The sequence below is a fragment of the Parabacteroides sp. AF48-14 genome (assembly GCF_003477465.1).
Classification (GTDB): domain Bacteria; phylum Bacteroidota; class Bacteroidia; order Bacteroidales; family Tannerellaceae; genus Parabacteroides; species Parabacteroides acidifaciens.
Genome location: NZ_QUDI01000028.1, coordinates 44,501 through 69,858 on the forward strand (window position 1 = coordinate 44,501; position 25,358 = coordinate 69,858).

Sequence of the window (25,358 nt, forward strand, 5' to 3'; positions counted from 1 at the left end):
GTAGTAAATTTGAAGCAAACGAAAAAGGGTTTGGTATCACCTGATATCAGGAAAGCATTCTGAACAAAGATCCACAAATTAATAAAAGTCTATAAATCCCTAAACATAATACGAAAATGGGAAAGAAAATTATCGGCGTTATCGTTTTTATTGCGATCACCGTAGCAGCAAGTTGGAACAACCAACAGAATATAAATAAGTTTAAACTATCTGACTTGGCTTTGGAAAATGTCGAAGCTTTGGCGCAAGGAGAATGGGGGCAAGGAGGAATATGTTATCAAAATATTCAATATGATCATGTTTTCCCCAATAATTATATTCTATATTGTGGAGAATGTAGATATATTTTAGGTTTTTCTTATTGGAACACAAACTTTTGTTTACAATTTTAAATATAAGAACCATGAAAAAAATATTTTTATCAGCAATTATAATTATTAGTTGCTTTATTAATTTTCATATAAACGAGAATAGATACAATGATTTAACCTTGGCTAATATAGAAGCATTAGCACAAGGAGAATCTGGGGATATTACTACACACTGCTACAAATATATATCAAGCAGTGAACCTGGAGTAGGAAAGTTTATAAAGTATTGTGGAGGATGCCAATCACTTTATGCAACCAATTGGTCTAATGAAAGTTTTTGTTTATAATTCCCATAATTAATGCAGATGAAATATTTATGCTATTTATCGATATTTATCCTATTTTCTTGTCATTATCAAAAAGTTGAAGACAAGCAGAAAAAGGAGTTGAAGGGAGACACAAGCTTGTTGCATGCTAAAATTTTCTATCCCAATGAAATATTTGATGTTGCCATGATAAGCTCCGCGGGTGATTTTTTTGTTATCGCAAGTGTAAAAGCAGAGACTTTGATCCATATTTATGGCGGTGATCCTTTAACTTTAAAATCAAGTTTCGGTAAAAAAGGGGAAGGCCCTCAGGATCTGATGTTGCCGATTTTATGTAAGACAACTCTGAACAAGGCTATTATCGGAGGTTTCGACCGGCTTTCAACATTTATCACTTACACGTTTGACGGAGAAGATTTTGTCATGCGTGAAAAATACAAAATACCACAAAAGGGAAATCCAATGAATGATATTGCATTTATTGATTCGACCCGGCTTATATTTAATGATATTTTTGATCTACAAATAAAGAGTCTTGACTTGAATAATAATAAGCAAAAACTTTTAAGAGAATTCGAAAAAGATGACCACCGTGAAAGCTTTTTTTATTCAAACAAAGGTAATTTGGCTGTTTCTTCAAAAAGCATGGCTTATGCTTATTCATATAAAGGCCAAATAGACTTCATGGATTTAAACGGGAAGGTTATCCATGTCGTAAAAAAGGATGACAGGAAGCCGAGCATAACAATTGGGCCAAATGCGGATAATAAGTATTATTATGCAAATATTTTTGCAACAAAGAATTTTTATTATGCCCTATATCGTAATAAAACAACAAATGAGTTTGTAAAGGGGCAATATAAAGGGGATGTAATAGAGGTCTATAACAATGAAGGAACTTTAATCAGGACTTATTCGTTTGATATTTCACCTATTATCTATGCCGTGGATCAAAACGACAGACGAATGGTCGGATTTAATGCCCAAAAAGAGGCCCTATTAATATATGATCTTCCATAAACAATTTGACTTCACTATATTTCATTGGAGTATCAAACAATAAATGTCTGGAAAAGAAAGGAGTCTCAGCCTTTAGGTCTCACAATCTTTAGCAGAAACTCCTTGACTTTTCCTCAGCCAATAGCAGATAAAGAAGGAGGTAACGTGCAAAAGCAGTAAATTTGAAGTAAACAAAAAAAGTTAGAAATCACCTGATCTAGGAAAATGATACTGGATAAAGATCCAAAAATTAATATAAATCTATAAATTCATTAAAATAAGACTACAATGGGAGAGCAAATTTTTTATTTATGTCTATTTGATAGGAAACTCAATAAAATAAAAGAGATCAAACTCTCTTCAAATACATCCAATCTTTATACTGGCTGGTGCCAAATACATGATGGTGTTCTTCTTTTTGTAGATGATATTACGGATCAGGAAATTTCCAAGAATTTAGAATTAAATATCTTTCATTCTTGCAAGATGAAAGATAAGTTAAAAACTGTTAAAAAAGATATTACTAATATACAATCATGAGATTATATCTTGTATTTTTAATCTATTTACTCAGTTCATGCTCCATCTCTAAGACTGACAAAGTCAACATAGAACAAGTTTTGTCCATGTCAGGAGAAAACAGAAGTGAATTGGAAAAAGTACTTGAGTATTATAAAAATGATACTTTAAAATTGAAGGCAGCCCAATATTTGATACTCAATATGCCATTTCACTTTTCAAAGGTGGAATACTTCCTGTCTCCAGAAGGAGAACAATATAGGTTAGATACCCGGAAGTTCCCAAATGAACATGCAGTGAAAAGGCATTGCGACTCCTTGAGGGCAAAAGGATACAGGATCGAGCGGAAGATCATTTACGACAATAAAGCCTTACGAAGTGATTTTCTGATACAAAACATAGAATTGGCTTTTGACGCTTGGAAGAAGCCATGGGCAAGAGAAACCTCTTTCAATGATTTCTGTCGCTACATTCTCCCCTATCGCTCACAAAATGAGGAAATTTCAAACCTGCGAGAAAAACTCATGCACAAATATATGCCATTGTTAGATTCCGCAAAAGTGTGGAACTCACTGGATGCATGTATGATCATCAACAAACTTTTGGAAGAAAAGCTGCATAGCAAAGAAACTGGCAGCCCGTTACAGCCCACTATTAATGAAACAGATCAAACCGGTATTGGGAATTGCGAAGTTCTTTCTAACTACACAGCCTTTCTAATGAGAGCTGTAGGCATCCCTGTTGCCATTTATCAAACGACGTGGACCCGGATCGATTTCGGACACAATTGGTGTGGAGTTCTATACGATGGAAAATTTCATGATTTCAATCCTGGTGATCCTGACAATTATAGAGAGTTGATGGGGACAGATTATTTTTTGCAACCAGCAAAAATTTATCGCCGGCATTTTGATTCCAGCCTGCCGAATTTATCTAATGACGACGGGTATGTCACCTTTCTTAAAAACCCACAGTTTGTGGATGTCACTAAAGAAGAAATGCTGCCAACCTACACGCTCCGTATTCCAACAAATAAAAAAGGGATAAACAAAAGTAATTTAGTTTACCTTTGTACTTACAATGATAAACAATGGCGACCGATCGCAATAGGGAAACGGGAAGGGGATATTTGTCAGTTCGACCATGTGGCAGGACGAAGTTTCTTTATCGTGGCAGAGGCTGTCAACAAATATGACTTACGATATATCAGTGCTCCTGTCCTCACTGACCTGAATGGAAAAATCCGTTCTTTGGTGCCAAACTTGTCCCATAGGGTTCCACTGACCTACAAACGGAAAGCCGGAACAAGTTCGCTACCTTTGTATTATTGGGATACAAAAAGTGAGCATTTCGAAGAAATACCATACAAAAAATTAACTGACAGCACACAAGTCTACGACAACATTCCGGATAATGCACTTCTGTTATGTACGATAAAAAATAGCACTACATGGTTAAAAACCGGTATCGCTATTAATGGTGAATTTTTAGATAATACCAAATTCTAATCTTATGAAAAAATGTATTGATATATTCTTGAATCTTGTCATCGGAGCGGCATGCCTTGTTATACTTTGGATATTTGCACAAGTCTTCCTCTTCACCTCTTTTCGCATCCCCAGCGACTCGATGGAACCGGAACTAATAGAAGGAGATGCCATATTGATCTGGAAACCGGTATTGGGAGCACGGCTTTTTAACCTGCAAGCGACCATGCAGCTTAAACAGGTCGATATTCACCGTGTGCCCGGATTCCGGAAAGTTAAAAGGAATGATGTGCTGGTTTTCAATTTTCCTCATCCTAACGGATGGGATAAGATCGAGATGCACATCATGAAATATTATATTAAACGGTGCATCGGATTACCGGGAGACACTTTGTCGATCCGGAACGGGATGTTCCAAGTCGGCGGGGTCAATACGCCATTAGGGAACATTGACTCGCAACGAAGAGTCGGACAGACTTTGCCGGGAGAATTTCCCGACGGGGTGTATAAAAGTTTTCCGTTCGACTCCATTATCGGCTGGAACATTCAAAACTTCGGTCCGCTCTATATCCCGAAAACGGGTGACGAGTTGCCGATGAACCGGACAAACTATCTCTTATATCGCAAACTGATCGAATGGGAACAGAAAGGTTCGCTTAAATACCGGGATTCGGCTGTCTTTCTAAACGGGAAGACGATTGAATCATATCGTTTCCAAAAGAACTATTACTTTATGGCAGGGGATAAAGGTGCAAATTCGCAAGATTCACGCTACTGGGGTTTGTTGCCGGAAGAGTATATCGTTGGGAAAGCCGCACGCATTTGGAAGTCAGTCGACCCCTATACAAATAAGTTCAGATGGGACCGTTTTCTGAAAAAGATCGAATAAAAAACGGACTTGCATGAAAATAAAATACATGAGCATGAAACTGAAATTCCATAGGCATGAAATTCCGATTGCACTGGCATCCGTTTGTGGAGCGATGCTGTTGTGTACGCCATTGGTTGCCGACGGCGGACTGGCAAACGGGTTGGTGATGGGAAAAGTGTTCTGGTTTCATCTTGTTATGCTGTTTATGGCGGTTTGTACGATCGGAACGGTTTGGATAAAAAGCAAAAAAGCGCTTTCGTTCTCATTGCCGGACGAACTGCTGATCGTTTTTGCAGGAATAACGTTAGCGACATACGACTGGCAACTGAATCCCGAACCGGAGAAGTTGCTCTTTGGCGCGCAGTTATTGGTCTTGTGGTTCCTGTTGCGTTATTTTCTGACGGAATATTCTTCCTTGAAATTCTATTTTTTGTTTGTACTGATGCTTACCGGATTGACCGAAGCGGTCTGGGGAATGCAGCAATTGCACGGTTACAGCTATTCCAATCATTCGCTTTTCCGGCTGACTGGTTCTTTCTTTAATCCGGGTCCCTACTCCGGGTATATCACTGTCGTATTGCCGGTTTGCCTGTGGGCGGCATTGCGGTTTCAACGGCTGATGCACTATTTTGCCTGGATATGTGTCGGAGCGATCTTGATTGTTTTGCCTGCCGGAATGAGCCGGTCGGCGTGGATGGCGGCGATTGTGGCATGTGGATGGGTTTATTGGGTGGAACGGATCGGATGGGAAAAGACAAAAGCCGTATATATAACATATCGAAAGGCGGCTGTTCCATTCATTATAATTGTTGCCATCCTGGCCGGCAGTGCTGTGATTGGCGTTTACGGGATGAAACAGGACTCGGCGAACGGGCGGTTATTGATGTGGAAAATAACAGGGAAAACGATAGCCGAACATCCGGGCGGCACGGGATTGGGCAGCTTCCCGGCGGCTTATGCCGGGACACAGGCGGAATATTTCGGGACGGGAGCAGCGACAGACAAAGAGAAACTGGTGGCCGGATGTCCGGAATATGCGTTCAACGAGTATTTGCAGATCGGACTGGAACAGGGGATCGGGGGATTGATCGTGTTTGTGTTATTGCTGGGAAGTATTTGCTATTGCGGGATAAAAAGCGGACAAAACGGGGCGGTCGGCGGGATACTCGCGCTGGCGGTATTTGCGGTGTCGTCGTATCCGTTGCAGTTGCCGTCGTTTTGGATAGCGATGGTGTTCTTGGGGGCGATATGTGCGACAAAAGATAACACACGCCCTGCTCCTTCTCGAGAGGGAAAAAGATACAACCAAATGCTATTGACAAAAGTGGGAATCGTGATTATAGCATTGACGGGTATCATTATTTTCTCCATACAAAAGGGACAATACGAAGTTTACAAACAATGGAGACGGATGCAGATGCTTTACAATAATAGAGTATACGAATCGGTGGCAGAAGATTATGCGGCCTTGCATGACAGACTGAAGCATAAGCCGGAATTTCTGTTTGAGGAGGCGCAATGCCTGAATAAGACGGGGCAATATGCAGCTGCCGTACAGGTGTTGGAACGGGCGAAGCAACTTAGCGGAGATCCGATGATACGCTATATGATCGCGAAAAACAGGCAGGCGGCCAAAGAGTTCCAAGAGGCTGAAAAAGAGCTGCTGCACGCAATCGAAATACTGCCCGAAAGGCTGTATCCATACTATCTGCTGGCCAAGTTATATGCAGAACCGGATTTCTATCGACCGGACAAACTTCAGGCTGCCGCCTACGCCGTTCTGACCAAAGAACCGAAGGTCGAAAGCAGGGCAATTATGGAGATGAGAGAAGAAATAAAAAAGATATTAGAAAAAAAGTAATTACGAATCGCTCGTAATTAAAATATGTTTGTATATTTGCGAAACGACAACTTTGATAAAAACGAGAAGATATATGAAATACTACAAATTGTTTGCGATACTGATTCTGGCCGGAATGATGGCTTGCTCCGGTGAAAAGAAAGAAAAGGATGCCGGAGAAAACGTGGAAACGGTTTTGCCGGACGAGCCGAACGAAGTAACCGTGATGCCGCTGAAAACGACCGATTTCAACCACGAGCTGATCAGTAACGGCAAACTGTCCGCACGCGGCTTTGTCGACCTGAAATTCGAATCGGCGGAACCGATCGCTGCCATCTATGTGAAGAATGGCGACCGCGTAACCAAAGGGCAAAAGTTGGCGGAACTGTCGACCTTCCGTCTCGCAAACAAAACAGCACAGGCCAAAGACGCACTCGAACGTGCCAAACTGGAACTGCAGGACGTATTGATCGGGCAGGGATACAAGTTGGAAGATTCTACCAAAGTGCCGCCTGCAACCATGCAGCTGGTCAGGGTGAAAAGCGGATATGACCAGGCCTTGATCAGTTATCAGCTTGCCGAATATGAACAGCGCAATGCTGTCTTGACCGCTCCGTTCGACGGTATTGTGGCCAATCTGTTCGCCAAACAATTCAATACGGCTTCGACATCCGATGTTTTCTGCTCCATTATAGACACCCGCACACTGGAAGCGGCCTTCACCGTTCTGGAAAGCGAACTGCCGCTTATCAAAGCGGGCGACCGGGTGGAAGTCGTACCTTTTGCCCTGTCCGAAATCATGGCGGAAGGACGTATTTCCGAGATAAATCCGTTGGTGGATAAAGACGGAATGGTACAGGTGAAAGCTGCCGTAAGCGACAAAGGTAAACTGTTCGAAGGGATGAATGTACGGGTGAGCATTCATCGCTCGTTAGGGAAACAGCTGGTTGTTCCGAAAAGCGCCGTAGTACTCCGCTCCGGAAAACAGGTCGTATTCACATTGACTGACAACAAGGCGTATTGGAATTATGTACATACCGGTTTGGAAAATGCTGACAGCTACACGATAGTTGACGGGCTGAAAGAGGGCGATATCGTAATCACAAGCGGAAATATCAACTTGGCGCACGAGGCACCGGTGAAGGTGGTCGACAATTGAGAGTTGAAAGTTGAAAGTTCATAATCTACAATTCATAATTCTAATACATGATAAAGTTTCTACTACAACGTCCTATCGCGGTACTGATGGCTTTCACGGCTTGCTTTATCGTGGGGTTGGTTACCTACTTCACCATTCCGGTGTCGTTGTTGCCTGATATTGCAATCCCGGAAATTACCGTACAGGTATCCGGACAGAATACATCGGCACGCGAGTTGGAAAACACAGTAGTAAAAACCATCCGCCAACAGTTGATGCAGGTTGCCAGCCTGCGCGATATCCACAGTGAGACACGCGACGGAGCTGCCATCATACGCCTCAACTTCGATTTCGGGACCAATACGGATCTGGCTTTTATCGAGGTAAACGAAAAGATAGACGCTGCCATGAACTACCTGCCGCGTGAAGTGGAACGTCCGCGGGTAATCAAGGCAAGTGCAACCGATATTCCGGTGTTCTGCCTGAACCTGACTTTAAAAGGGGAAAGTGGAAAGGTGAAAGGTGAAAATGAACAAGCTTTCCTCGATCTCTGCCAGTTTGCTGAAACGGTTATCAAACGGCGGATCGAGCAGTTGCCCGAAGTGGCGATGGTCGATGTGACCGGTATCCTGAAACGGCAGTTGCAGATCGTACCGGATATGAAGCTGCTGAAAATGTCAGAGATCACACTTGACGACCTGGAGACTGCGTTGACTTCCAATAATATCGAACCGGGCAGCATGACCGTACGTGACGGGTATTACGAATACAACATTAAATTCTCGACCCTGCTGCGTACACCCGAAGATGTGGAAAACATCTATATACGCAAGAACAACCATATTTACCAGCTAAAAGACCTGGCACGTATATCTGTCGTTCCGGAGAAAGAGACCGGCGCATCCCTTTCCAACGGGAAACGGGCGGTTACGCTGGCTGTGATCAAACAGGCGGACGAGAATATGGACAATATGAAAGAGGCGCTGAAAGAGGTGACGGATTATTTTGCTACGGTCTATCCGGATATCGAATTCAATGTGAGCCGTAACCAGACGGAACTGTTGGACTATACCATCTCGAACCTGAAGCAGAACTTATCATTAGGTTTCCTGTTCATTTGTATCGTGGCAATCCTGTTCCTGGGGGACATCAAGAGTCCGGCGGTAATCGGGTTGAGTATGGTCGTGAGTTTGATTATCAGTTTCCTGTTCTTCTATCTGTGCAAGATGTCCCTGAATATCATCTCCATTTCCGGTCTGATCCTGGCTTTGGGTATGATGATCGACAGTTCGATTATTGTAACCGAGAATATCATGCAGTACAGGGCACGCGGAGATTCGCTGGAAGAAGCTTGCCAAAAAGGAACGACTGAAGTGATCACGCCGATGCTGAGTTCGACCTTTACGACAATCGCCGTATTCGTCCCGTTGGTTTTTATGAGCGGAATAGCCGGAGCGATCTTCTTCGACCAGGCTTTTGCCGTAACAGTCGGACTGATGGTTTCCTATTTTACGGGAATCATGTTGTTGCCGGTGCTTTACAAACTGGTATATAGTATCCCGGATATCAAACACAAGGGATTCAATATGCGGATCAACAACCTGGTCAAAGAACATACATTGGACCGCTTCTATGACGGCGGAGTCGATTTCATATTCCGCCACAAGCAGGTTGCCCTGATTCTTACTGCCATTACAATACCGCTTTGCGGCCTCCTGTTCTACGAAATTCCCAAAAGCCGTATGCCGGAGATCGACCAGAACGAATTGATCGCCCATGTGGAATGGAACGAAAACATCCATATTGACGAAAACAGGAGCCGGATAAACCAGTTGACGTCATCCGTCAATGACAGGGTGACAGAACATACTGCCTACGTGGGACAACAGCAATTCCTGTTGAACCGTGACCAGGAAATGTCGGCTTCGGAAAGCGAAATGTATTTCAAGACGGAAAAACCGGAAGGGATCGCTCCCTTGCAGAAATCCGTCGAACAATGGATCAAGACGCATTATCCGATGGCGGTAATCTCGTTCTCCCCGCCTGTCACGGTCTTTGAAAAGCTATTTGTCACCGGGGAAGCGGATATTGTTGCCGAGCTTTATTCACACAACAAGACTGAAGCTCCGGACGCATCCGTGCTCCGTAAGATAGAACGGCAGATAGAGGCAAGAACCGGACATGCTCCTGTCGGTATTGCTTTTGACAACCAGCTGAACATCACGATAGACCGACAAAAGCTCTTGCTTTACAATGTCGATTATAATGAGGTGTACCGGTTACTGAAGACAGCATTCAAAGAGAATGAGGTGGCGACGCTCCGCTCCTACCAGCAATATCTGCCGATCGCACTCGCCGGAGAGGGACAGACGGTAAACGAGGTTTTGCAAAAAACACTGGTCCACACGGTTCCCGATGCGGATGGAAATGTAAGATACGTACCGTTGCAATCATTGGTACACGTCACTCCGGGTGAAGATTTGAAAACAATCACTGCCGGAAAGAACGGGGAATATATTCCGTTCAGTTTCTATGATGTCAATAAGGCAGACCAACTGATGGACGGTGTCAAGAAAGAAGTTGAGAAAAACTGGGATATAGACTTCTCCGGAAGTTTCTTCTCCAACCAGCAGATGTTGAACGAGTTGGTGGTAATCCTTTTCATCTCGATCCTCCTGATGTATTTTATCCTGGCGGCGCAGTTCGAAAGTTTCCTGCAACCACTGATCGTATTGCTGGAAATTCCGATCGACGTGGCCGCATCCTTGCTGGTGCTCTGGATATGCGGGCATACCATGAACCTGATGAGTGCCATCGGTATCGTTGTTACCTGCGGTATCATCATCAACGACTCTATCCTGAAACTGGATGCCATCAACGAGCTCAGGAAAGGCGGGGTTCCGCTCATGGAGGCCATACATGAGGCCGGGCGTCGACGTTTGCGTCCCATCATCATGACATCATTAACAACCATATTCGGAATGGTACCGCTGCTCTTCACCTTCGATATGGGTAGCGAACTGCAAAAGCCGCTCTCCATTGCCATGATCTCGGCCATGTTCATCGGTACGGCAGTCAGCCTTTTCGTTATCCCGTTAATCTATTGGTTCATTTACCGCAAACACGATGTGAGAACAGTTGAAAGTTGAAAATTGAAAATTAAAAGTTATGAACAACAAGTTTGTACACAGGTATAAATACATAATCACATTGTTAATGCTTTTATGTATGCTTCCGGGAAAGGCACAGCTCACGCTGACACTGGAACGGACAATAACGTTGGCGGCAGACAGTTCGCTGGATGCTTTCCGCTATAAGAACATGTATCTGGCAGGGTACTGGCAATACCGGACCTATAAGGCGGGACGTTTGCCGAGTCTTACCCTGAACCTGACACCGGCACAGTACCGGCGGTATTTTACACAACGATACGATTCGGAAAACGATATCGACGTGTATAGAAAACAGCAATCGCTCTACGCCGGCGGCCAATTGGAGGTTCAACAGAACTTCGACCTCCTGGGCGGTACGTTCTACCTGGATACGGACCTGGATTATATGCGTTATTTCGGTAACGAAACTTATAACCAGTTCTCGACTGTCCCCGTACGCTTAGGTTACCAACAAGACTTGTTAGGCTACAACGCCTTCAAGTGGGAACGGAAAATCGAGCCGCTGAAATACGAGAAAGTAAAGAAAGAACTTCTTTATAACGTGGAACAGATGAGCGAGCAAGCTACAACCTATTTCTTCGCCTTAGCATGGCGCAAGTAGAATACGACCTGGCCAAAGAGAACGTTGCCACTACGGATACGCTGTACCGGACAGGGCAGGAACGCCACAAAATCGCTTCCATCAGCCAGGCGGACCTGCTGACATTGAAACTCGATGCCGTAAATGCCCGCAATACCTTGAAAAATGCTGAAATTGCATTGAAGCGCGCCATGTTCAGCCTGGCGTCTTATCTGAACTTCGACAAGAACACGGAAATACGCCTGCGCCTGCCGAGCCGCCCGCGCGATATGGAAATATCGGTAGACAAGGCGCTTGAACTGGCACGTGAGAACAACCCGACTTTCCTGGACCTCCGCCAACAGATACTGGAAGCACAGCAACAGGTCGACAAGACCAAGAAAGAGGCGATGTTCAACGCCCAGATCAACGCCAGTGTCGGCTTCAACCAGGTTTCCAGCAAAATTCAGGATGCATACAAAAACCTGCAACAACAGGAGATCGTCTCGCTTTCCGTTTCGATTCCTCTCGTGGACTGGGGTGTCAGGAAAGGGAAACATAATGTTGCCAAAAACAACCTGCTTGTGACGGAAACCTCCGCCAAGCAGCAAGAACTGACCGTCGAGGAAGATGTGATCATGACCGTCGGCGACTTCAATATCCAGCAAGCCTGATCGCAAGCGCCGAAGAAGCGGTGGATCTGGCCGAAACGGCTTATAGCGAAACCAAACAGCGTTTTATGATCGGGAAGGCGGATATAAACAGCCTCACCCTTTCACTGAACCGCCAGCAGGAAGCACAGCGCAATTACATTTCAGCTTTGCAAAACTACTGGTTGAGCTATTATAAGATCAGAAAGCTGACCTTGCATGATTTTGAGACGGGCATTTCGCTTGCGAACGAGTTCGACTATAAGAATGGGTTGTAAATAAAAGAAAAGAATGAGCGCATCTCCTAAAATATCCTCTTTTACCATTATTGTCACCTTCCTTTGTGTGGCTATGGCGGGGATTGCCTTTATACCACTATTGCCGATCAAGCTGTCGCCATCGCGCACCTTGCCGCAATTGACCATCAGCTACAATATGCCGGGAAACTCGGCACGCGTGATAGAGATGGAGGTGACTTCACGTCTGGAAGCCATGCTGGCGCGTATCAAAGGGATCAAGGAGATCAATTCCACATCCGGAAACGGTTGGGGATATGTCACGCTCGAACTGGACAAACACACCAATATAGACGCCGCCCGTTTCGAGGCGTCGACCATCATCCGCCAGACATGGCCCAGCCTGCCTGATGGATTGAGCTATCCGGTCTTGGAGATGAGTCGTCCGGACGATAAGGAAGTGCGCCCGTTTATGAGCTATACGCTAAACGCCGCTGCCACTCCTATTTTCATCCAGCGTTTTGCGGAAGACCAGATAAAACCCCGCCTCAGCGGTATTCCCGGTATTTACCGGATAGACGTCAGCGGGGCCACGCCCATGGAATGGAGACTTGAATATGACAGTCGCCAGCTGGCAACATTAGGCATCAGTATTGCTGATATACAAAGGGCTATCAGCCAGTATTACCAAAAAGAATTCTTAGGGACCGGCAACGTAAAAACCGAATTGATGACCTCATGGATTCGCCTCGCCTTGATCCCGGAGAGCGAAAAGGACGGGTTCGAGCCGTCGCTTATCACTGTCATGAATAAAGACGGCAAACTGATCCGTCTGGACCAACTCCTGAAAGTAACCCGCCAGGAAGAGGCTCCACAAAGATACTACCGTATTAACGGGCTGAACTCCATCTACCTGTCCATCCGGGCCGAAGAGACAGCCAACCAGCTCGAACTGGCCAAACAGGTCAAAGCGGAAATGGAGCACATCCGCGCCCTGCTACCTCCCGGATATGAAATACATACCAGCTATGACGCAACCGAATTTATCCAGGACGAGTTGAACAAGATTTATATCCGTACGGGACTTACGGTCTTGATCCTGCTGATCTTTGTCTTGCTGATCACACGGGAACTTAAATATTTGCTATTGATCGTGATCAGTCTTTCGATCAACCTTTGCATCGCTGTTATCCTCTACTACTTGCTGGGGTTGGAAATGCAACTTTATTCGTTGGCCGGCGTCACGATCTCGCTCAGCCTTGTGATAGATAACACGATCGTCATGACGGAACATATCCGGAACCGGCATAACCGGAAAGCAATCCTGTCCATTCTGACCGCTACGCTGACAACGATGGGGGCACTGGTTATCATCTTCTTCCTGGATGAAAAGATACGCCTTAACCTGCAGGATTTCGCAGCGGTTGTTATCATTAACCTGGGTGTTTCTTTGTCGATTGCCCTGTTCCTGGTTCCCGCCCTGATCGACAAGATGAATCTGGAATGGAAAAAAGGAAGCCAGCATAAGGAGATTCAAACAAGGACTTCCGGTTCTCCGAACAACTTTATGTACCGACTAAGAAAAGGGACAAACCGTTTCCTCAAACGCTTCCCGGTCTATTACAACCGCTGCTACCAATGGCTAATCAATTTTCTTTGCAACTGGAAGAAGCTCGCCTGCTTCGTCCTGCTGTTGGCATTCGGTCTTCCGGTCTTCCTGCTGCCGGAGAAAATAGAATACGACACGAAAGATAAAAAGAAAGTGTACACAGCGACCGATTCCATGATGATCGAGAAATACAACAAGTTCGCGGCTAACGAAACCTATAAAGAAAAAGTCAAACCGATTATCGACAAAGCATTAGGAGGAACCTTGCGCCTGTTTGTCCAGAAAGTATATGAAGGAAGCTATTTTACACGGAACGAAGAAACCGTGTTGAGCGTCAGCGCCTCGCTTCCGAACGGAACGACTCTGGCCCAGATGAATAACCTGATGAGCCGTATGGAAGCCTACCTGAGCACGTTCAAAGAGATACGCCAGTTCCAGACAAGCGTCTACAGTGCCCGCCAAGGCGGCATCAGCATCTATTTCACGAAAGAAAGTGAACGGAGCGGCTTCCCCTATACCCTGAAAAGCAAGATTATCAGCAAAGCCCTCGAATTGGGTGGCGGAAGTTGGAATGTATGGGGGTTGCAAGACCAGGGATTCAGCAACGACGTACGGGAAGGTGCCGGTTCTTTCCGCATCGAGATGTACGGCTACAACTACGACGAGCTTTACGAATGGGCCGAACAGTTGAAGGCCAGATTGCTCACCTACCGCCGTATCAAGGAAGTCCTGATCAATTCGGAATTTTCCTGGTGGAAAGACGATTACCAAGAGTTCTACTTCAATCTGGACAAAGCCCGCCTGGCACAGGAAAACATACAGCCGATCGAGTTGTTCGCCTCTTTGAACCCGGTCTTCGGGAAAGACATTTATACCGGGACGATCGTGATGAAAGATGAAACGGAAAAGCTGAAACTCACCTCCCGCCAGTCGCAGGAATACGATGTATGGAGCATGCAGAACGTTCCGCAAAGCATCAAAGGCAAGCCTTACAAGCTGGCCGAACTGGCAACCGTCGAAAAAGGACAGATGCCGCAAAAGGTTGCAAGGTAAACCAACAATACCGCCTTTGCCTGCAATACGAATATATCGGCGCCGGAAACCAGGGGAATAAGATACAGGAACGGGAGTTGAAAGAGTTCAATGCCATCCTGCCAATGGGCTACACGGCTAAATCGGATAGCGCTTACTGGTACTGGGACAAGAAAGACAACAAGCAATACCTGTTGTTGCTGCTTATCATCGTCATTATCTTTTTCACGACCAGTATCCTGTTCAACTCGCTGAAACAACCGTTGGCCGTTATCTTCGTGATACCGATCTCTTATATCGGTGTGTTCCTCACATTCTACTGGTTCAAGCTGAATTTCGACCAGGGAGGATTTGCCTCCTTCGTCCTGCTATGCGGTATTACAGTGAATGCCAGTATCTATATCCTGAACGAATACAACCAGATACGGCTGCGCAAGCCGTTGATGTCGCCTTATAAAGCCTATCTGAAAGCATGGAATGCGAAGATCACTCCGATCTTCCTGACAGTCGTTTCCACCATTTTAGGTTTTATACCGTTCATGTTAGGTGAAGGCAAAGAAGCCTTCTGGTTTCCGTTGGCCGCCGGGACAATCGGGGGACTTATCATGTCTATTCTGGGCATTTTCCTCTACTTGCCGATCTTCACTTTGAAAAAACAACCGAAGCCTTGACTCCCATTAAAAAAAACAACAGTAGTTTATCCTCCAAATATTTGTGTTCCTATTATTTATAAATTGTCAACAAAATGTCACATCCAGACCTCCGCATTGGAACAAAGTAAAACCTACTTTTGCCACTTCGATTAATCTTTTTTTTCAAAAGGGAAACTCACAAGCTCCCCTTTTTGTTTTATAGGGTATATTTGTTCACTCCACTTCCTGTTATCTGCCTGGCAATAGCCTGACAGATTGACTATGAGAAAATTCCTGCCCGTTTTACCCATAGATTGCGGATAGTTTGTTACCAATTTAAATATAAAAAAGAACATGAACAATTCACTTTACTACCTTCGGTTATTTCTGCTCGCGACGAGCGGAATGTTGCTTTTATGCACAATTTTTGCAATTAATCCTGAACTGGCCAACGGGACTTTCTCCGGAAGGATATGCTGGTTTCATTTTACCGCATTATTATTAGCCGGAAGTGTACTACTTATGGAGTTTACCACCCGAAAAAGCCGTTTTATATTCTCTTTACCGGATGCGCTGCTATTACTTCTGTTCGGTATTGTCTTAATCACTTACGACAAAGACAGGAACCTGCAACCGGAACGTTTCCTTTTTATAGCCCAGCTCATTACACTCTGGTTTATGCTCAGGAGTACGTTACTGGCACATCAGGAACTCCGTCCCTTTTTCATCACAATCATCATATTTACGGGGATCGTTCCGGCCATATGGGGAATCTGTAGTTTCGGGAACAACGAACCCTCCACACACCCTGTTTTCAGGCTACTCCAGATATCTTTAAAGGCGGAACCGTTTTTCGGTTATATCGCAGTCATTTTCCCCATCTGCCTGAGCACTGTACTCCGGTTTAAAGACTGTGATAAGTTCGCCTGGTGGGAATCCCGCACATTTCTGTTCTACTTTTCCGCCTTTGGGGCAATCTTTATCACAATAGCTTTATTGACCAACACGAATCACCCGGCATGGATAGTCGCTATTCTTTCGGGCATCTGGGTTTGCTGGATGAGAATGATCGGGTGGAGACAGACAAAAGAGACCATACAACTGCACAACAAACTTTTTGCCATCTTTTCTATCGTTCTGTTCGTAATCATCACAGCAATCATACTGGCCGGCAATATTCAAAAGTCCCAGGCAGGCGATCGCCGGCTTCTGATCTGGAACATCACGACCAAAGCAATTATGGAGCATCCGATGAGCGGAACAGGAATAGGAGGCTTCCCGACAACATTCGCCCATGCCCAGGCAAATTACTTCGATACGGAAATCGCTTCCCCTATAGAAAAACAAACGGCAATCTGTCCCCGGTATGCTTATAACGAATACCTGCAAATCGGTGTTGAGCTGGGAATAACGGGGTTGCTCCTGTTTGCCCTTTGGCTGGCATTCTCCCTGTATTACGGCATCAAGCACCGGCAAATAGGAGCATCCGGCGGCGTATTGGCACTCGGAATATTTGCGTTATTCTCCTATCCGCTCCAACTGCCTGCGTACTGGGTCTTACTCATGTTCCTGGCAGTGATCTGCGCAACCAACCCGAAACAGAACGAACAACGCGAGCAAAGAAACACCCCTTATATCGGAGCTCTTGCTGCCATCATTGCCTGCGTCCTTTTTTATGGGCAGAAAGATTGCTACTATACCTATAAAGAATGGAAAACGCTTAAAGAGCTATATCAAAACAAAGCGTACGAGCAAGCGGCCGACCAATATGCCAACCTATACCAGCAGCTATATCACCAGGCCGACTTTTTGTATGAAGGAGCGGAATGTTTCAGCCAGACAGGGCGCCATGACATTGCCATCATCTGGTTAAAAAGAGCCTTGCAGCTAAGTGCAGAACCACAGCTATATTACGCGATCGCCCAAAACAAAGAAGCGATCCAACAATATGAAGCTGCCGAACAATACTTACTGGATGTCAACCGGATCCTACCCGAACAGGGATATACCTATTTCCTGCTGGCAAAACTATACGCAGAACCTTCTTTCTGCCATCCGGATAAATTCCGGATAGCAGCCAAAAGGGTCCTAACCATCCAGCCAAGTGCGCAAAACAATATCACAAAAGAGATGAAAGAGGAAATCATCCAAATCCTGAAACACGAAAATACCCCTATCGAGTAACCGGAACGAACCGCACTTTCAGCGTCTCCTTCTGACCGGCTTTCAGGTCGGCATCGAAAATGATGCGGACGGAACCGGGATTCGGGGCGTCGTAGCTGTGTGACGGGACGTTATCGATCACCGAGAAAGAAGCGGAAGAAGGACTGTCAAGAACCAAATGCAACTTTTTCCCTTCTTTCGTCAGTTCCATCGTATGGGCATCGATCTGTTTCGGAGTGGCGGATGTCACCATCGTCCACCGGACAGAGGCCGGCTTACCGGCAGCCTGTACGCGGTCCGTCACCTGCAAATATTGCTCTTTGATTAGGGCCACCTCGCGGGTTGCCTTTTTCAGATCATCCCCGAACAGGGAAGTCATATCCAAGCTGGCTCCTAACTTGGCATCCTTCGTGTAGGTCGCCAGGATAGGGACCGTCCCTTTCACCTGATGCTTCTCACCGTTTACCGTCAGCGTATTGTGGACAAAGTTGTTATAGCGGAACACATCCCAGCGCTGTCCGTCCTGATTGCTATTCCAGAGGCGCACATTTTCCTTTTCAAGCGAATAGTATTCCTGCATCCCCAAATCCTGCGCCCAGCGTACGCCCAAAGCCTCGAACACGAAAGAGCCGGCGTCCATATGGGCATGATTGGCAGAAGCCGTACCGCCCTTTATCCCGACATAAAAACCTTCTCCCTCATTCCATCCGGTACGGATCAGGGCAACAGGCACCTTTCCGTGTCCGACCCATATTTTCGATACCGGCGGCGTCACCTCTTCCATGTTGAAATGCGATCCGTAGATCAGGATGATAGGCAGGAAACGTTCTTCCTCGGCCGTGAAATGAGTATCTCCACGGGTCAGGAAGATCTTTTCGTTCCACAGCAAAGAAGGGTCGTTCAGCTTGGAAGCATACCAGAACATCGCCGGAAAAGACTGAGTCGTCTCACGCGCATCGCTGAAATTGAAAGCGAGCCCCGTCGTACCTGCCATATACTGCATAAAACGGGCGGAAGGCATAAAACCTTCGGTCGCACACAGTCCGCCGTCCGAACCGAGTGCCGATTCCAACGCGGCAATCAGCATGGCATTGAAGCTCGTCCCATATCCCCAATAATTATATCCTTCCGGATAATTGCCATCGGGAGCATACACCTTCATCGACAGAGGAACAGACGACATGGCCCGTTCGATAATCCCCGTCGCCACCTTTGTGTCCGATTCCAAAAGAGCAAGGGCGCCATAGACCAATCCGGTATTGCAAACCTGGTTCCAGTTGTTCTCGGCTTTCAAGAACCAGTTATATTGTTCGTCGTTCGACGGGGCGAAACCTTTCTGCAGGATCGCTTCCCGCGCCAGTTTCTTCGTCTCGGGCGACAACCGGTCATACAGCCAGTCGTAACCGATTGCAACGGCCATCGTCATCTCGCCTACATCCAAAAAGTGCGACGGGTTCCAGTCGTCGAACGAGCAAACGGAAACGATCTCCTGTTCGGCACGCAGCCGGTATTTATCTTCGCCTGTCATCCTGTACACAAACGAAAGATCGAAAATACGTTTCAAGGCTTCCCGGGAGACGGCCAGCAGGCGGCGGCCTTCCTTCTTATAGGTAAGTGTCGGTTTGATCATCAACCGGTCGGCTTCCCCGACAATCTGGTTATAGACACGCTGCATTTCGGGATTCCCCTCCAGGCTTTTCCGTATATCCTGCTCCTCGCCTTGTTTCATCAACAGACGGGGATGACTCTCCACGCGGCTGTAATCGAACGTTTGAGCAACGGAATGCATACCCAGGCACAAAAGCAGGCAGGTTGCAATAAGAAATAATGTTTTGTTCATGGTCTTAAATGTTATTGTAGGAAACAAAGATAAAAATAAATTGCAGTACTTCATAGGGGCATAGTGCCGTAAAGGAAGGAACAACCCGGCAGAAAGAGTGAATGATGCGGAATGTGTGCCTCCTCCAGACCTACCCGCTATTCATGTCACAGCTGTGAAACAAAAGAAATCCAACCGTAACACAAAAGGAAGACAACTGTAACATGGAAAGAATACAATTGTAACATGCAATAGAGGACCGGAGTTTTATGTTTGATCGAGACCTGGCGGTCAATAACCAAAAAGAACCAATCATTATCTTGCACGTTTGAAATATAAGACTTATCTTTGCCGAAATTTTGAAGACAGAGGTTCATGGCACAGAAAGCACATAAGGACAATCCAGCGTACTTTTCCGGTTATATGTCGGACAATGAAGCTCATTTCTTCATTTCTAAGGATTATCGTTTGGTAATATAAGATGCGTTAGTTATTTTTACTAACGCATTTTTTTTGTGCCTCATAATCTGATAAGGCGGTATAACATTCTATAAAATCAATAAATTAAACAACCCAAATTACTATGTCGAAAAGTGGTATCAAAAAGGTGATTGTTCTGGGCTCGGGTGCCCTGAAAATCGGACAGGCCGGCGAGTTTGACTACTCCGGTTCACAAGCATTGAAAGCGCTGAAGGAAGAAGGAATCAGCACAGTATTGCTCAATCCGAACATTGCAACTATTCAAACATCGGAAGGGGTGGCCGATAAGGTGTATTTCCTGCCTATCACTCCTTACTTTGTTGAAGAAGTTATCAAAAAAGAACAACCGGACGGTATCCTGCTGGCTTTCGGCGGACAGACTGCCCTGAACTGCGGAACTGAACTGTACACCAGCGGAACGCTGGCCAAATACGGAGTAAAAGTATTAGGTACTTCCGTAGAAGCGATCATGTACACGGAAGACCGCGACCTGTTTGTAAAGAAACTCGACGAGATAGAAGTAAAGACTCCTATCAGCCAGGCTTGCGAAAACCTGGAAGACGTAGTAAAAGCGGCCTACAAGATCGGTTTCCCGGTTATGATCCGTTCGGCTTATGCCTTAGGTGGTATGGGTAGCGGTATCTGTAAAGACGAAGCTGAACTGCGCACGCTTGCAGAAAGCGCCTTCGCCTACTCTCCGCAGGTATTGGTCGAAGAATCACTGAAGGGCTGGAAGGAAATCGAGTTCGAGGTGATCCGCGACAAGAACGACCATTGCTTCACGGTGGTAAGCATGGAAAACGTCGATCCGTTAGGTGTACATACCGGTGAAAGTATCGTGGTCGCTCCGACTTGCTCACTGACTGAGAAGGAACTGGACCTGCTGAAAGAACTTTCGACAAAGACGATCCGTCACTTGGGTATCGTCGGCGAATGTAACATCCAATATGCTTTCAACTCCGATACATTCGACTATCGTGTGATCGAGGTGAACGCCCGTCTGAGCCGTTCTTCGGCATTGGCATCCAAGGCAAGCGGTTATCCGTTGGCGTTCGTGGCTGCAAAGTTGGCATTGGGCTACAGCCTCGACGAAATCGGCGAAATGGGTACACCGAACTCTGCCTATAAAGCTCCGGAAGTCGATTATATGATCGTGAAGATCCCGCGTTGGGACTTGACGAAGTTCGTAGGTGTCAGCCGCCAGATCGGTTCGAGCATGAAATCGGTAGGCGAAATCATGTCGATCGGAAAGAGCTTCGAAGAGATCATGCAGAAGGGTCTGCGTATGATCGGACAGGGAATGCACGGTTTTGTGGGTAACAACGACATCACATTCGACAACCTCGACGACGCACTGGCTAACCCGACCGACCTGCGTATCTTCGCCGTTGCCAAGGCACTGGAAGAAGGTTACACGGTTGAACGCATCCACGAACTGTCCAAAATCACGATGTGGTTCCTGAACGGCTTGAAGAATATCGTAGACTATACGAAAGTATTGTCTTCCTATAATAAGATCGAAGACCTGCCTGAAGAGGTACTGAAAGAAGCGAAACGCTTGGGCTTCTCAGACTTCCAGATCGCCCGTTATGTGGAGCATCCGGAAGGCAACATGGAAAAAGAAAACATCCGCGTGCGCAACCTGCGTAAGAAGATGGGCATCCTGCCGAGCGTAAAACGTATCAACACGATCGCTTCCGAACATCCGGAACTGACCAACTACCTGTATATGACATACGACGGTAGCGAACACGACATCGCTTACTATCCGAACGACAAGAGCGTCGTTATCTTAGGTTCGGGTGCATACCGTATCGGTTCGTCCGTAGAGTTCGACTGGTGTTCGGTCAATGCGGCACAGACGGCCCGCAAGTTGGGTTACAAGTCTATCATGATCAACTATAACCCGGAAACGGTTTCAACGGACTACGACATGTGCGACCGCCTGTACTTCGACGAACTCTCGTTCGAACGCGTACTCGACGTGATGGACCTGGAACTTCCGAAAGGCGTAATCGTATCGGTTGGCGGCCAGATCCCGAACAACCTTGCCATGAAGCTGCACCGTCAGAACGTGCCTATCTTGGGAACTTCCCCGCTGTCGATCGACCGCGCTGAAACCGCCACAAGTTCTCCGCTATGCTCGATACGTTAGGTATCGACCAGCCGCGTTGGGCCGAGCTGACGAGTATGGAAGAGATCGACGGGTTCATCGAAAAGGTGGGCTTCCCGATCCTGATCCGTCCGTCTTACGTATTGTCAGGCGCTGCCATGAACGTATGCCACAGCAAGGAACAGATGATTGAGTTCCTGGATCTGGCAGCCAAGGTATCGAAAGAATATCCGGTTGTCGTTTCCGAATTCCTGCAGGGAGCGAAAGAGATCGAATTCGACGCGGTAGCCATGAACGGCGAAGTGGTCGAATATGCAATCTCCGAACATATCGAGTTTGCCGGTGTCCACTCCGGTGACGCGACACTGGTATTCCCGGCTCAGAAGATTTACTTCGAGACAGCCCGCCGCATCAAGAAAGTCAGCAAGATGATCGCAAAAGAACTGAACATCAGCGGACCGTTCAACATCCAGTTCTTAGCAAAGAACAACGATGTGAAGGTGATCGAATGTAACCTGCGTGCATCCCGCAGCTTCCCGTTCGTGTCGAAGGTGCTGAAACGCAACTTTATCGAAACGGCAACCCGTATCATGCTGGACGCTCCATATACCAAACCGGACAAGAGCGCATTCGACATCGACTGGATCGGCGTCAAGGCATCCCAGTTCTCATTCGCCCGTCTGCACAAGGCTGACCCTGTATTGGGCGTGGATATGAGCTCAACCGGTGAAGTAGGTTGTATCGGCGACGACTTCGACGAAGCATTGCTTTCCGCCATGATGGCTGTCGGCAACAAGATCCCGCAAAAGAACGTACTCGTTTCTTCAGGGGCTGCCAAGAGCAAAGCCGAACTGCTGGAACCGTGCCATATGCTGGCCGCCAAAGGTTATCATATCTACGGAACAGACGGAACAGCTAAATTCCTGAACGAAAACGGCATCCCTGCAACTGCAGTCTGCTGGCCGGACGAACAGGGCGACCTGAACATCATGGATATGTTCAGCCAGCATGTGTTCGAACTGGTTGTAAACATCCCGAAAGACCACAGCAAGCGCGAGCTAACCAATGGCTATAAGATCCGTCGTGCAGCGATCGATCACAACATCCCGTTGATCACCAACGCCCGCCTGGCAAGCGCCTTCATCGGAGCTTTCTGCAATATGGGAGAAAAAGACATCCAGATTAAGAGCTGGCAGGAATACAAATAATAGAGAATTTAACTATATTTGCCGCTGAAAAGCGGATACAAAGGGCTGTATGCGATCGTGCTTACAGCCCTTTTAATTCTCTACCAAATATAAAACTCGTTTAGACTGCAATGTATAGACTACTGAACATCCTTATTGTTATGCTGTTCACGGCTCATGCCGTGTGCGCTTCAGTAGCTATTCCCTACGTTTTTGTCAAGAACTATACGGTCGACGATTATAAGGCAAGCTGCCAGAACTGGGGCTTTTCGCTGACGCCGGACGGTATGCTGTATGCTGCCAATAACTCCGGATTGCTTGCGTTCGACGGGAATACATGGAAACTGTATTCATTGCCCGGGCAGGAAGAGGTGACCGGCGTAACCTATTACAACGACACGATCTATACACGCAATGCGACCATGTTAGGCGGCTGGACACGCGACACGGACGGTATCCTTCATTATCATCCGCTGACCACCGTTCCGCCGGAAATCAGGTTCGCCCCTCCGCCAGTCGAAATACCTTTTACGTTACCGAAAGAAATCGAGGACGCACATCCCAGTGCTTTTGCAACGAACGGAACATACTTCTTTATCGGCACCCTGACGCAAGGACTGTTTATCACCTCGCCCGACGGGACAATTCTCCAACATTTATCTTTGCAGAACCAGTTGCAGGACAATATCGTCCGTTTTATCTGCGTACAGGATTCCCGGCAAATCTGGGTAGCCTTAGATAACGGATTGACCCAAATCACCTTCGAGCCCCCAATCGCGTTGTTGGGTAAAAGAAGCTCGATCGGCAAACTGACCAACGCCGGTCTCGACGGGGAAGAGCTGTATATCCAAACCAATCTCGGCTACTTCAAACGTCCGCTGATAGCGGGAAATATATTCACCCCGATCAGCGAAACAGAAGCACTGCCTTATCTCAAAACAGAAAAGGCGCCCATTCCCACGATCAAACAGCTATTCCGCGATACGGAAGCGTTGGGCATATTTGCACAGGCCGAACATATCTATCCGGCAGGCGACGATCTTTACTGGTTATCGATTGGCAATGAAGCCGCGCTGTTCCATGTGGCGGACGGCATCGGAACACTAAAATGCCGCCTTCTCTTCGACAACTACAACATGAACCTTGTCACACGAGGCAGGCGGATCATCCCCTTGAATGATTCGCTGGTATTGGTTTCCGCCATGCAAGGGACTTTGCTCATTAATATCCGGGAACTGATCGGGAACAGTCTCAGCAGTGCGCCCCTGTCTGTTTCCCAACTGGAATATATCGATTCGTCCGGGAGCCATAATTTGCCGCTCTCTTCCCAAAAGATATCACTCCCGTATAATTTCCAGGAACTTAATGTCTGGATCGGGACTACCATATTCACTTCCAACCACCAGATCAGCTACAAGATCGAAGGCGTATCGTCCGATTGGTCGGCCTGGCAACACGACGGAAGAATCTCTTTCTTGCAGCTGCCGGAAGGGCATTACCAACTGAAAGTGCGTAAGTATGTCATCAAAGGTCCGTATCCAGAGCTATCCCTGTCGATAGAAGTCCGCCCTCCCTGGTACAATACGGTATGGGCATGGCTGCTCTATATTGCTTTAGTCTGGGCTATCGTGCAAACTGCGCTCCGTTACAACCTGAAGAACCTGCACAAGGAAGAACAGGAAAAAGTCGAAGCCGAACGCCAGGCCGAGCAGCAAAGGATGCAGGAAATGAAAAACCGGATGCTCGAGGCCGAACTTCAGAACAAAAACTACGAACTGACGTTGCAGACAACAGCCCTCGTCAAACGCAACCAGGCCGTCCAAACCCTGCTGGAAGAACTCGAGAAACAAAAGGAGGCATTAGGCGAACGCTATCCGAACAAACTCTACAGCCGGATGAAAACCTTAATGGAAGAAACGCTGAACGACCAGGCGGACTGGGTCTTGTTTGAAAGCTATTTCAACAGTGCACACCAAAACTTCATGGACCGCCTGCGCCAACAATATGCAGACATCACAGCCGGCGACCTCCGTATCTGCTGCCTGCTTCGCATGAATCTTTCCACAAAGGAGATCGCCTCCCTTATGAATGTGTCCATACGGGCGATTGAACTGCGACGTTATCGCCTCAGAAAGCGTTTAGGATTGGAAGGAGACACGAATCTCGTTGATTTTCTAATGAATTTCTAAAAATATAATCTCAGAAAAGCCTTCC

Annotated in this window: 12 protein-coding genes and 3 pseudogenes; 14 read left to right on the forward strand and 1 reads right to left on the reverse strand. The window is 46.6% G+C overall.

What is annotated here, in order from left to right; genetic code table 11:
• Positions 1 to 116: 116 nt before the first annotated feature.
• The 12 genes and pseudogenes from DW083_RS13915 to DW083_RS13975 all read left to right on the forward strand — a co-directional run bounded on the left by DW083_RS13915 (position 117) and on the right by DW083_RS13975 (position 17,566).
• Complete coding sequence (locus DW083_RS13915; protein WP_122332772.1) at positions 117 to 392, forward strand: NVEALA domain-containing protein; 276 nt, start codon at positions 117 to 119, stop codon at positions 390 to 392.
• Between the two features lie 11 nt (positions 393 to 403).
• Entirely contained in the window at positions 404 to 658 is a 255-nt protein-coding gene (locus DW083_RS13920; protein WP_122332773.1) for an NVEALA domain-containing protein, read from the forward strand.
• Positions 659 to 670: 12 nt separating this feature from the next.
• Positions 671 to 1,657, forward strand: coding sequence for a hypothetical protein (locus DW083_RS13925; protein ID WP_122332774.1), 987 nt, complete (start codon positions 671 to 673; stop codon positions 1,655 to 1,657).
• A gap of 267 nt (positions 1,658 to 1,924) precedes the next feature.
• On the forward strand, positions 1,925 to 2,176 hold the full coding sequence (locus DW083_RS13930) for a hypothetical protein (protein WP_122332775.1): 252 nt from the start codon (positions 1,925 to 1,927) through the stop codon (positions 2,174 to 2,176).
• Between the two features lie 86 nt (positions 2,177 to 2,262).
• Complete coding sequence (locus tag DW083_RS13935; RefSeq protein WP_233552214.1) at positions 2,263 to 3,663, forward strand: transglutaminase domain-containing protein; 1,401 nt, start codon at positions 2,263 to 2,265, stop codon at positions 3,661 to 3,663.
• Positions 3,664 to 3,667: 4 nt separating this feature from the next.
• Positions 3,668 to 4,531, forward strand: coding sequence for a signal peptidase I (gene lepB, locus DW083_RS13940; protein WP_122332776.1), 864 nt, complete (start codon positions 3,668 to 3,670; stop codon positions 4,529 to 4,531).
• Between the two features lie 13 nt (positions 4,532 to 4,544).
• Positions 4,545 to 6,374 carry an O-antigen ligase family protein gene (locus DW083_RS13945; protein ID WP_122332777.1) on the forward strand — a complete coding sequence of 610 codons (1,830 nt, stop codon included), beginning with the start codon at positions 4,545 to 4,547 and terminating at the stop codon, positions 6,372 to 6,374.
• A 73-nt stretch (positions 6,375 to 6,447) separates the two neighbouring features.
• Entirely contained in the window at positions 6,448 to 7,512 is a 1,065-nt protein-coding gene (locus DW083_RS13950) for an efflux RND transporter periplasmic adaptor subunit (protein ID WP_122332778.1), read from the forward strand.
• A gap of 47 nt (positions 7,513 to 7,559) precedes the next feature.
• Positions 7,560 to 10,640: an efflux RND transporter permease subunit gene (locus tag DW083_RS13955; protein ID WP_122332779.1), complete on the forward strand. Its 3,081-nt coding sequence runs from the start codon at positions 7,560 to 7,562 to the stop codon at positions 10,638 to 10,640.
• Between the two features lie 19 nt (positions 10,641 to 10,659).
• Positions 10,660 to 12,151: pseudogene (locus DW083_RS23390) on the forward strand (TolC family protein).
• A 13-nt stretch (positions 12,152 to 12,164) separates the two neighbouring features.
• A pseudogene (locus tag DW083_RS13965) lies at positions 12,165 to 15,421 on the forward strand (efflux RND transporter permease subunit).
• A gap of 315 nt (positions 15,422 to 15,736) precedes the next feature.
• Positions 15,737 to 17,566, forward strand: coding sequence for an O-antigen ligase family protein (locus tag DW083_RS13975; RefSeq protein WP_122332780.1), 1,830 nt, complete (start codon positions 15,737 to 15,739; stop codon positions 17,564 to 17,566).
• Here the strand turns inward: DW083_RS13975 and DW083_RS13980 are convergent.
• On the reverse strand, positions 17,556 to 19,385 hold the full coding sequence (locus tag DW083_RS13980; protein WP_122332781.1) for a heparinase II/III family protein: 1,830 nt from the start codon (positions 19,383 to 19,385) through the stop codon (positions 17,556 to 17,558). The genes DW083_RS13975 and DW083_RS13980 overlap by 11 nt on opposite strands.
• 562 nt (positions 19,386 to 19,947) lie before the next feature.
• Between DW083_RS13980 and carB the strand changes: the two are divergent.
• Positions 19,948 to 23,165: pseudogene (gene carB, locus DW083_RS13990) on the forward strand (carbamoyl-phosphate synthase (glutamine-hydrolyzing) large subunit).
• A 110-nt stretch (positions 23,166 to 23,275) separates the two neighbouring features.
• Positions 23,276 to 25,333, forward strand: a complete 2,058-nt coding sequence (locus tag DW083_RS13995) for a triple tyrosine motif-containing protein (RefSeq protein ID WP_122332783.1) — start codon at positions 23,276 to 23,278, stop codon at positions 25,331 to 25,333.
• Positions 25,334 to 25,358 lie beyond the last annotated feature (25 nt).

Excerpts from the sequence above, each read along its gene's own strand:
- DW083_RS13920 (WP_122332773.1), top strand. The coding sequence starts at position 404 with ATGAAAAAAATATTTTTATCAGCAATTATAATTATTAGTTGCTTTATT.
- DW083_RS13950 (WP_122332778.1), top strand. The coding sequence starts at position 6,448 with ATGAAATACTACAAATTGTTTGCGATACTGATTCTGGCCGGAATGATG.
- DW083_RS13995 (WP_122332783.1), top strand. The coding sequence starts at position 23,276 with ATGTATAGACTACTGAACATCCTTATTGTTATGCTGTTCACGGCTCAT.
- lepB (WP_122332776.1), top strand. The coding sequence starts at position 3,668 with ATGAAAAAATGTATTGATATATTCTTGAATCTTGTCATCGGAGCGGCA.
- DW083_RS13915 (WP_122332772.1), top strand. The coding sequence starts at position 117 with ATGGGAAAGAAAATTATCGGCGTTATCGTTTTTATTGCGATCACCGTA.
- DW083_RS13980 (WP_122332781.1), bottom strand. The coding sequence starts at position 19,385 with ATGAACAAAACATTATTTCTTATTGCAACCTGCCTGCTTTTGTGCCTG.
- DW083_RS13945 (WP_122332777.1), top strand. The coding sequence starts at position 4,545 with ATGAAAATAAAATACATGAGCATGAAACTGAAATTCCATAGGCATGAA.
- DW083_RS13935 (WP_233552214.1), top strand. The coding sequence starts at position 2,263 with ATGTCAGGAGAAAACAGAAGTGAATTGGAAAAAGTACTTGAGTATTAT.
- DW083_RS13975 (WP_122332780.1), top strand. The coding sequence starts at position 15,737 with ATGAACAATTCACTTTACTACCTTCGGTTATTTCTGCTCGCGACGAGC.
- DW083_RS13925 (WP_122332774.1), top strand. The coding sequence starts at position 671 with ATGCAGATGAAATATTTATGCTATTTATCGATATTTATCCTATTTTCT.
- DW083_RS13955 (WP_122332779.1), top strand. The coding sequence starts at position 7,560 with ATGATAAAGTTTCTACTACAACGTCCTATCGCGGTACTGATGGCTTTC.
- DW083_RS13930 (WP_122332775.1), top strand. The coding sequence starts at position 1,925 with ATGGGAGAGCAAATTTTTTATTTATGTCTATTTGATAGGAAACTCAAT.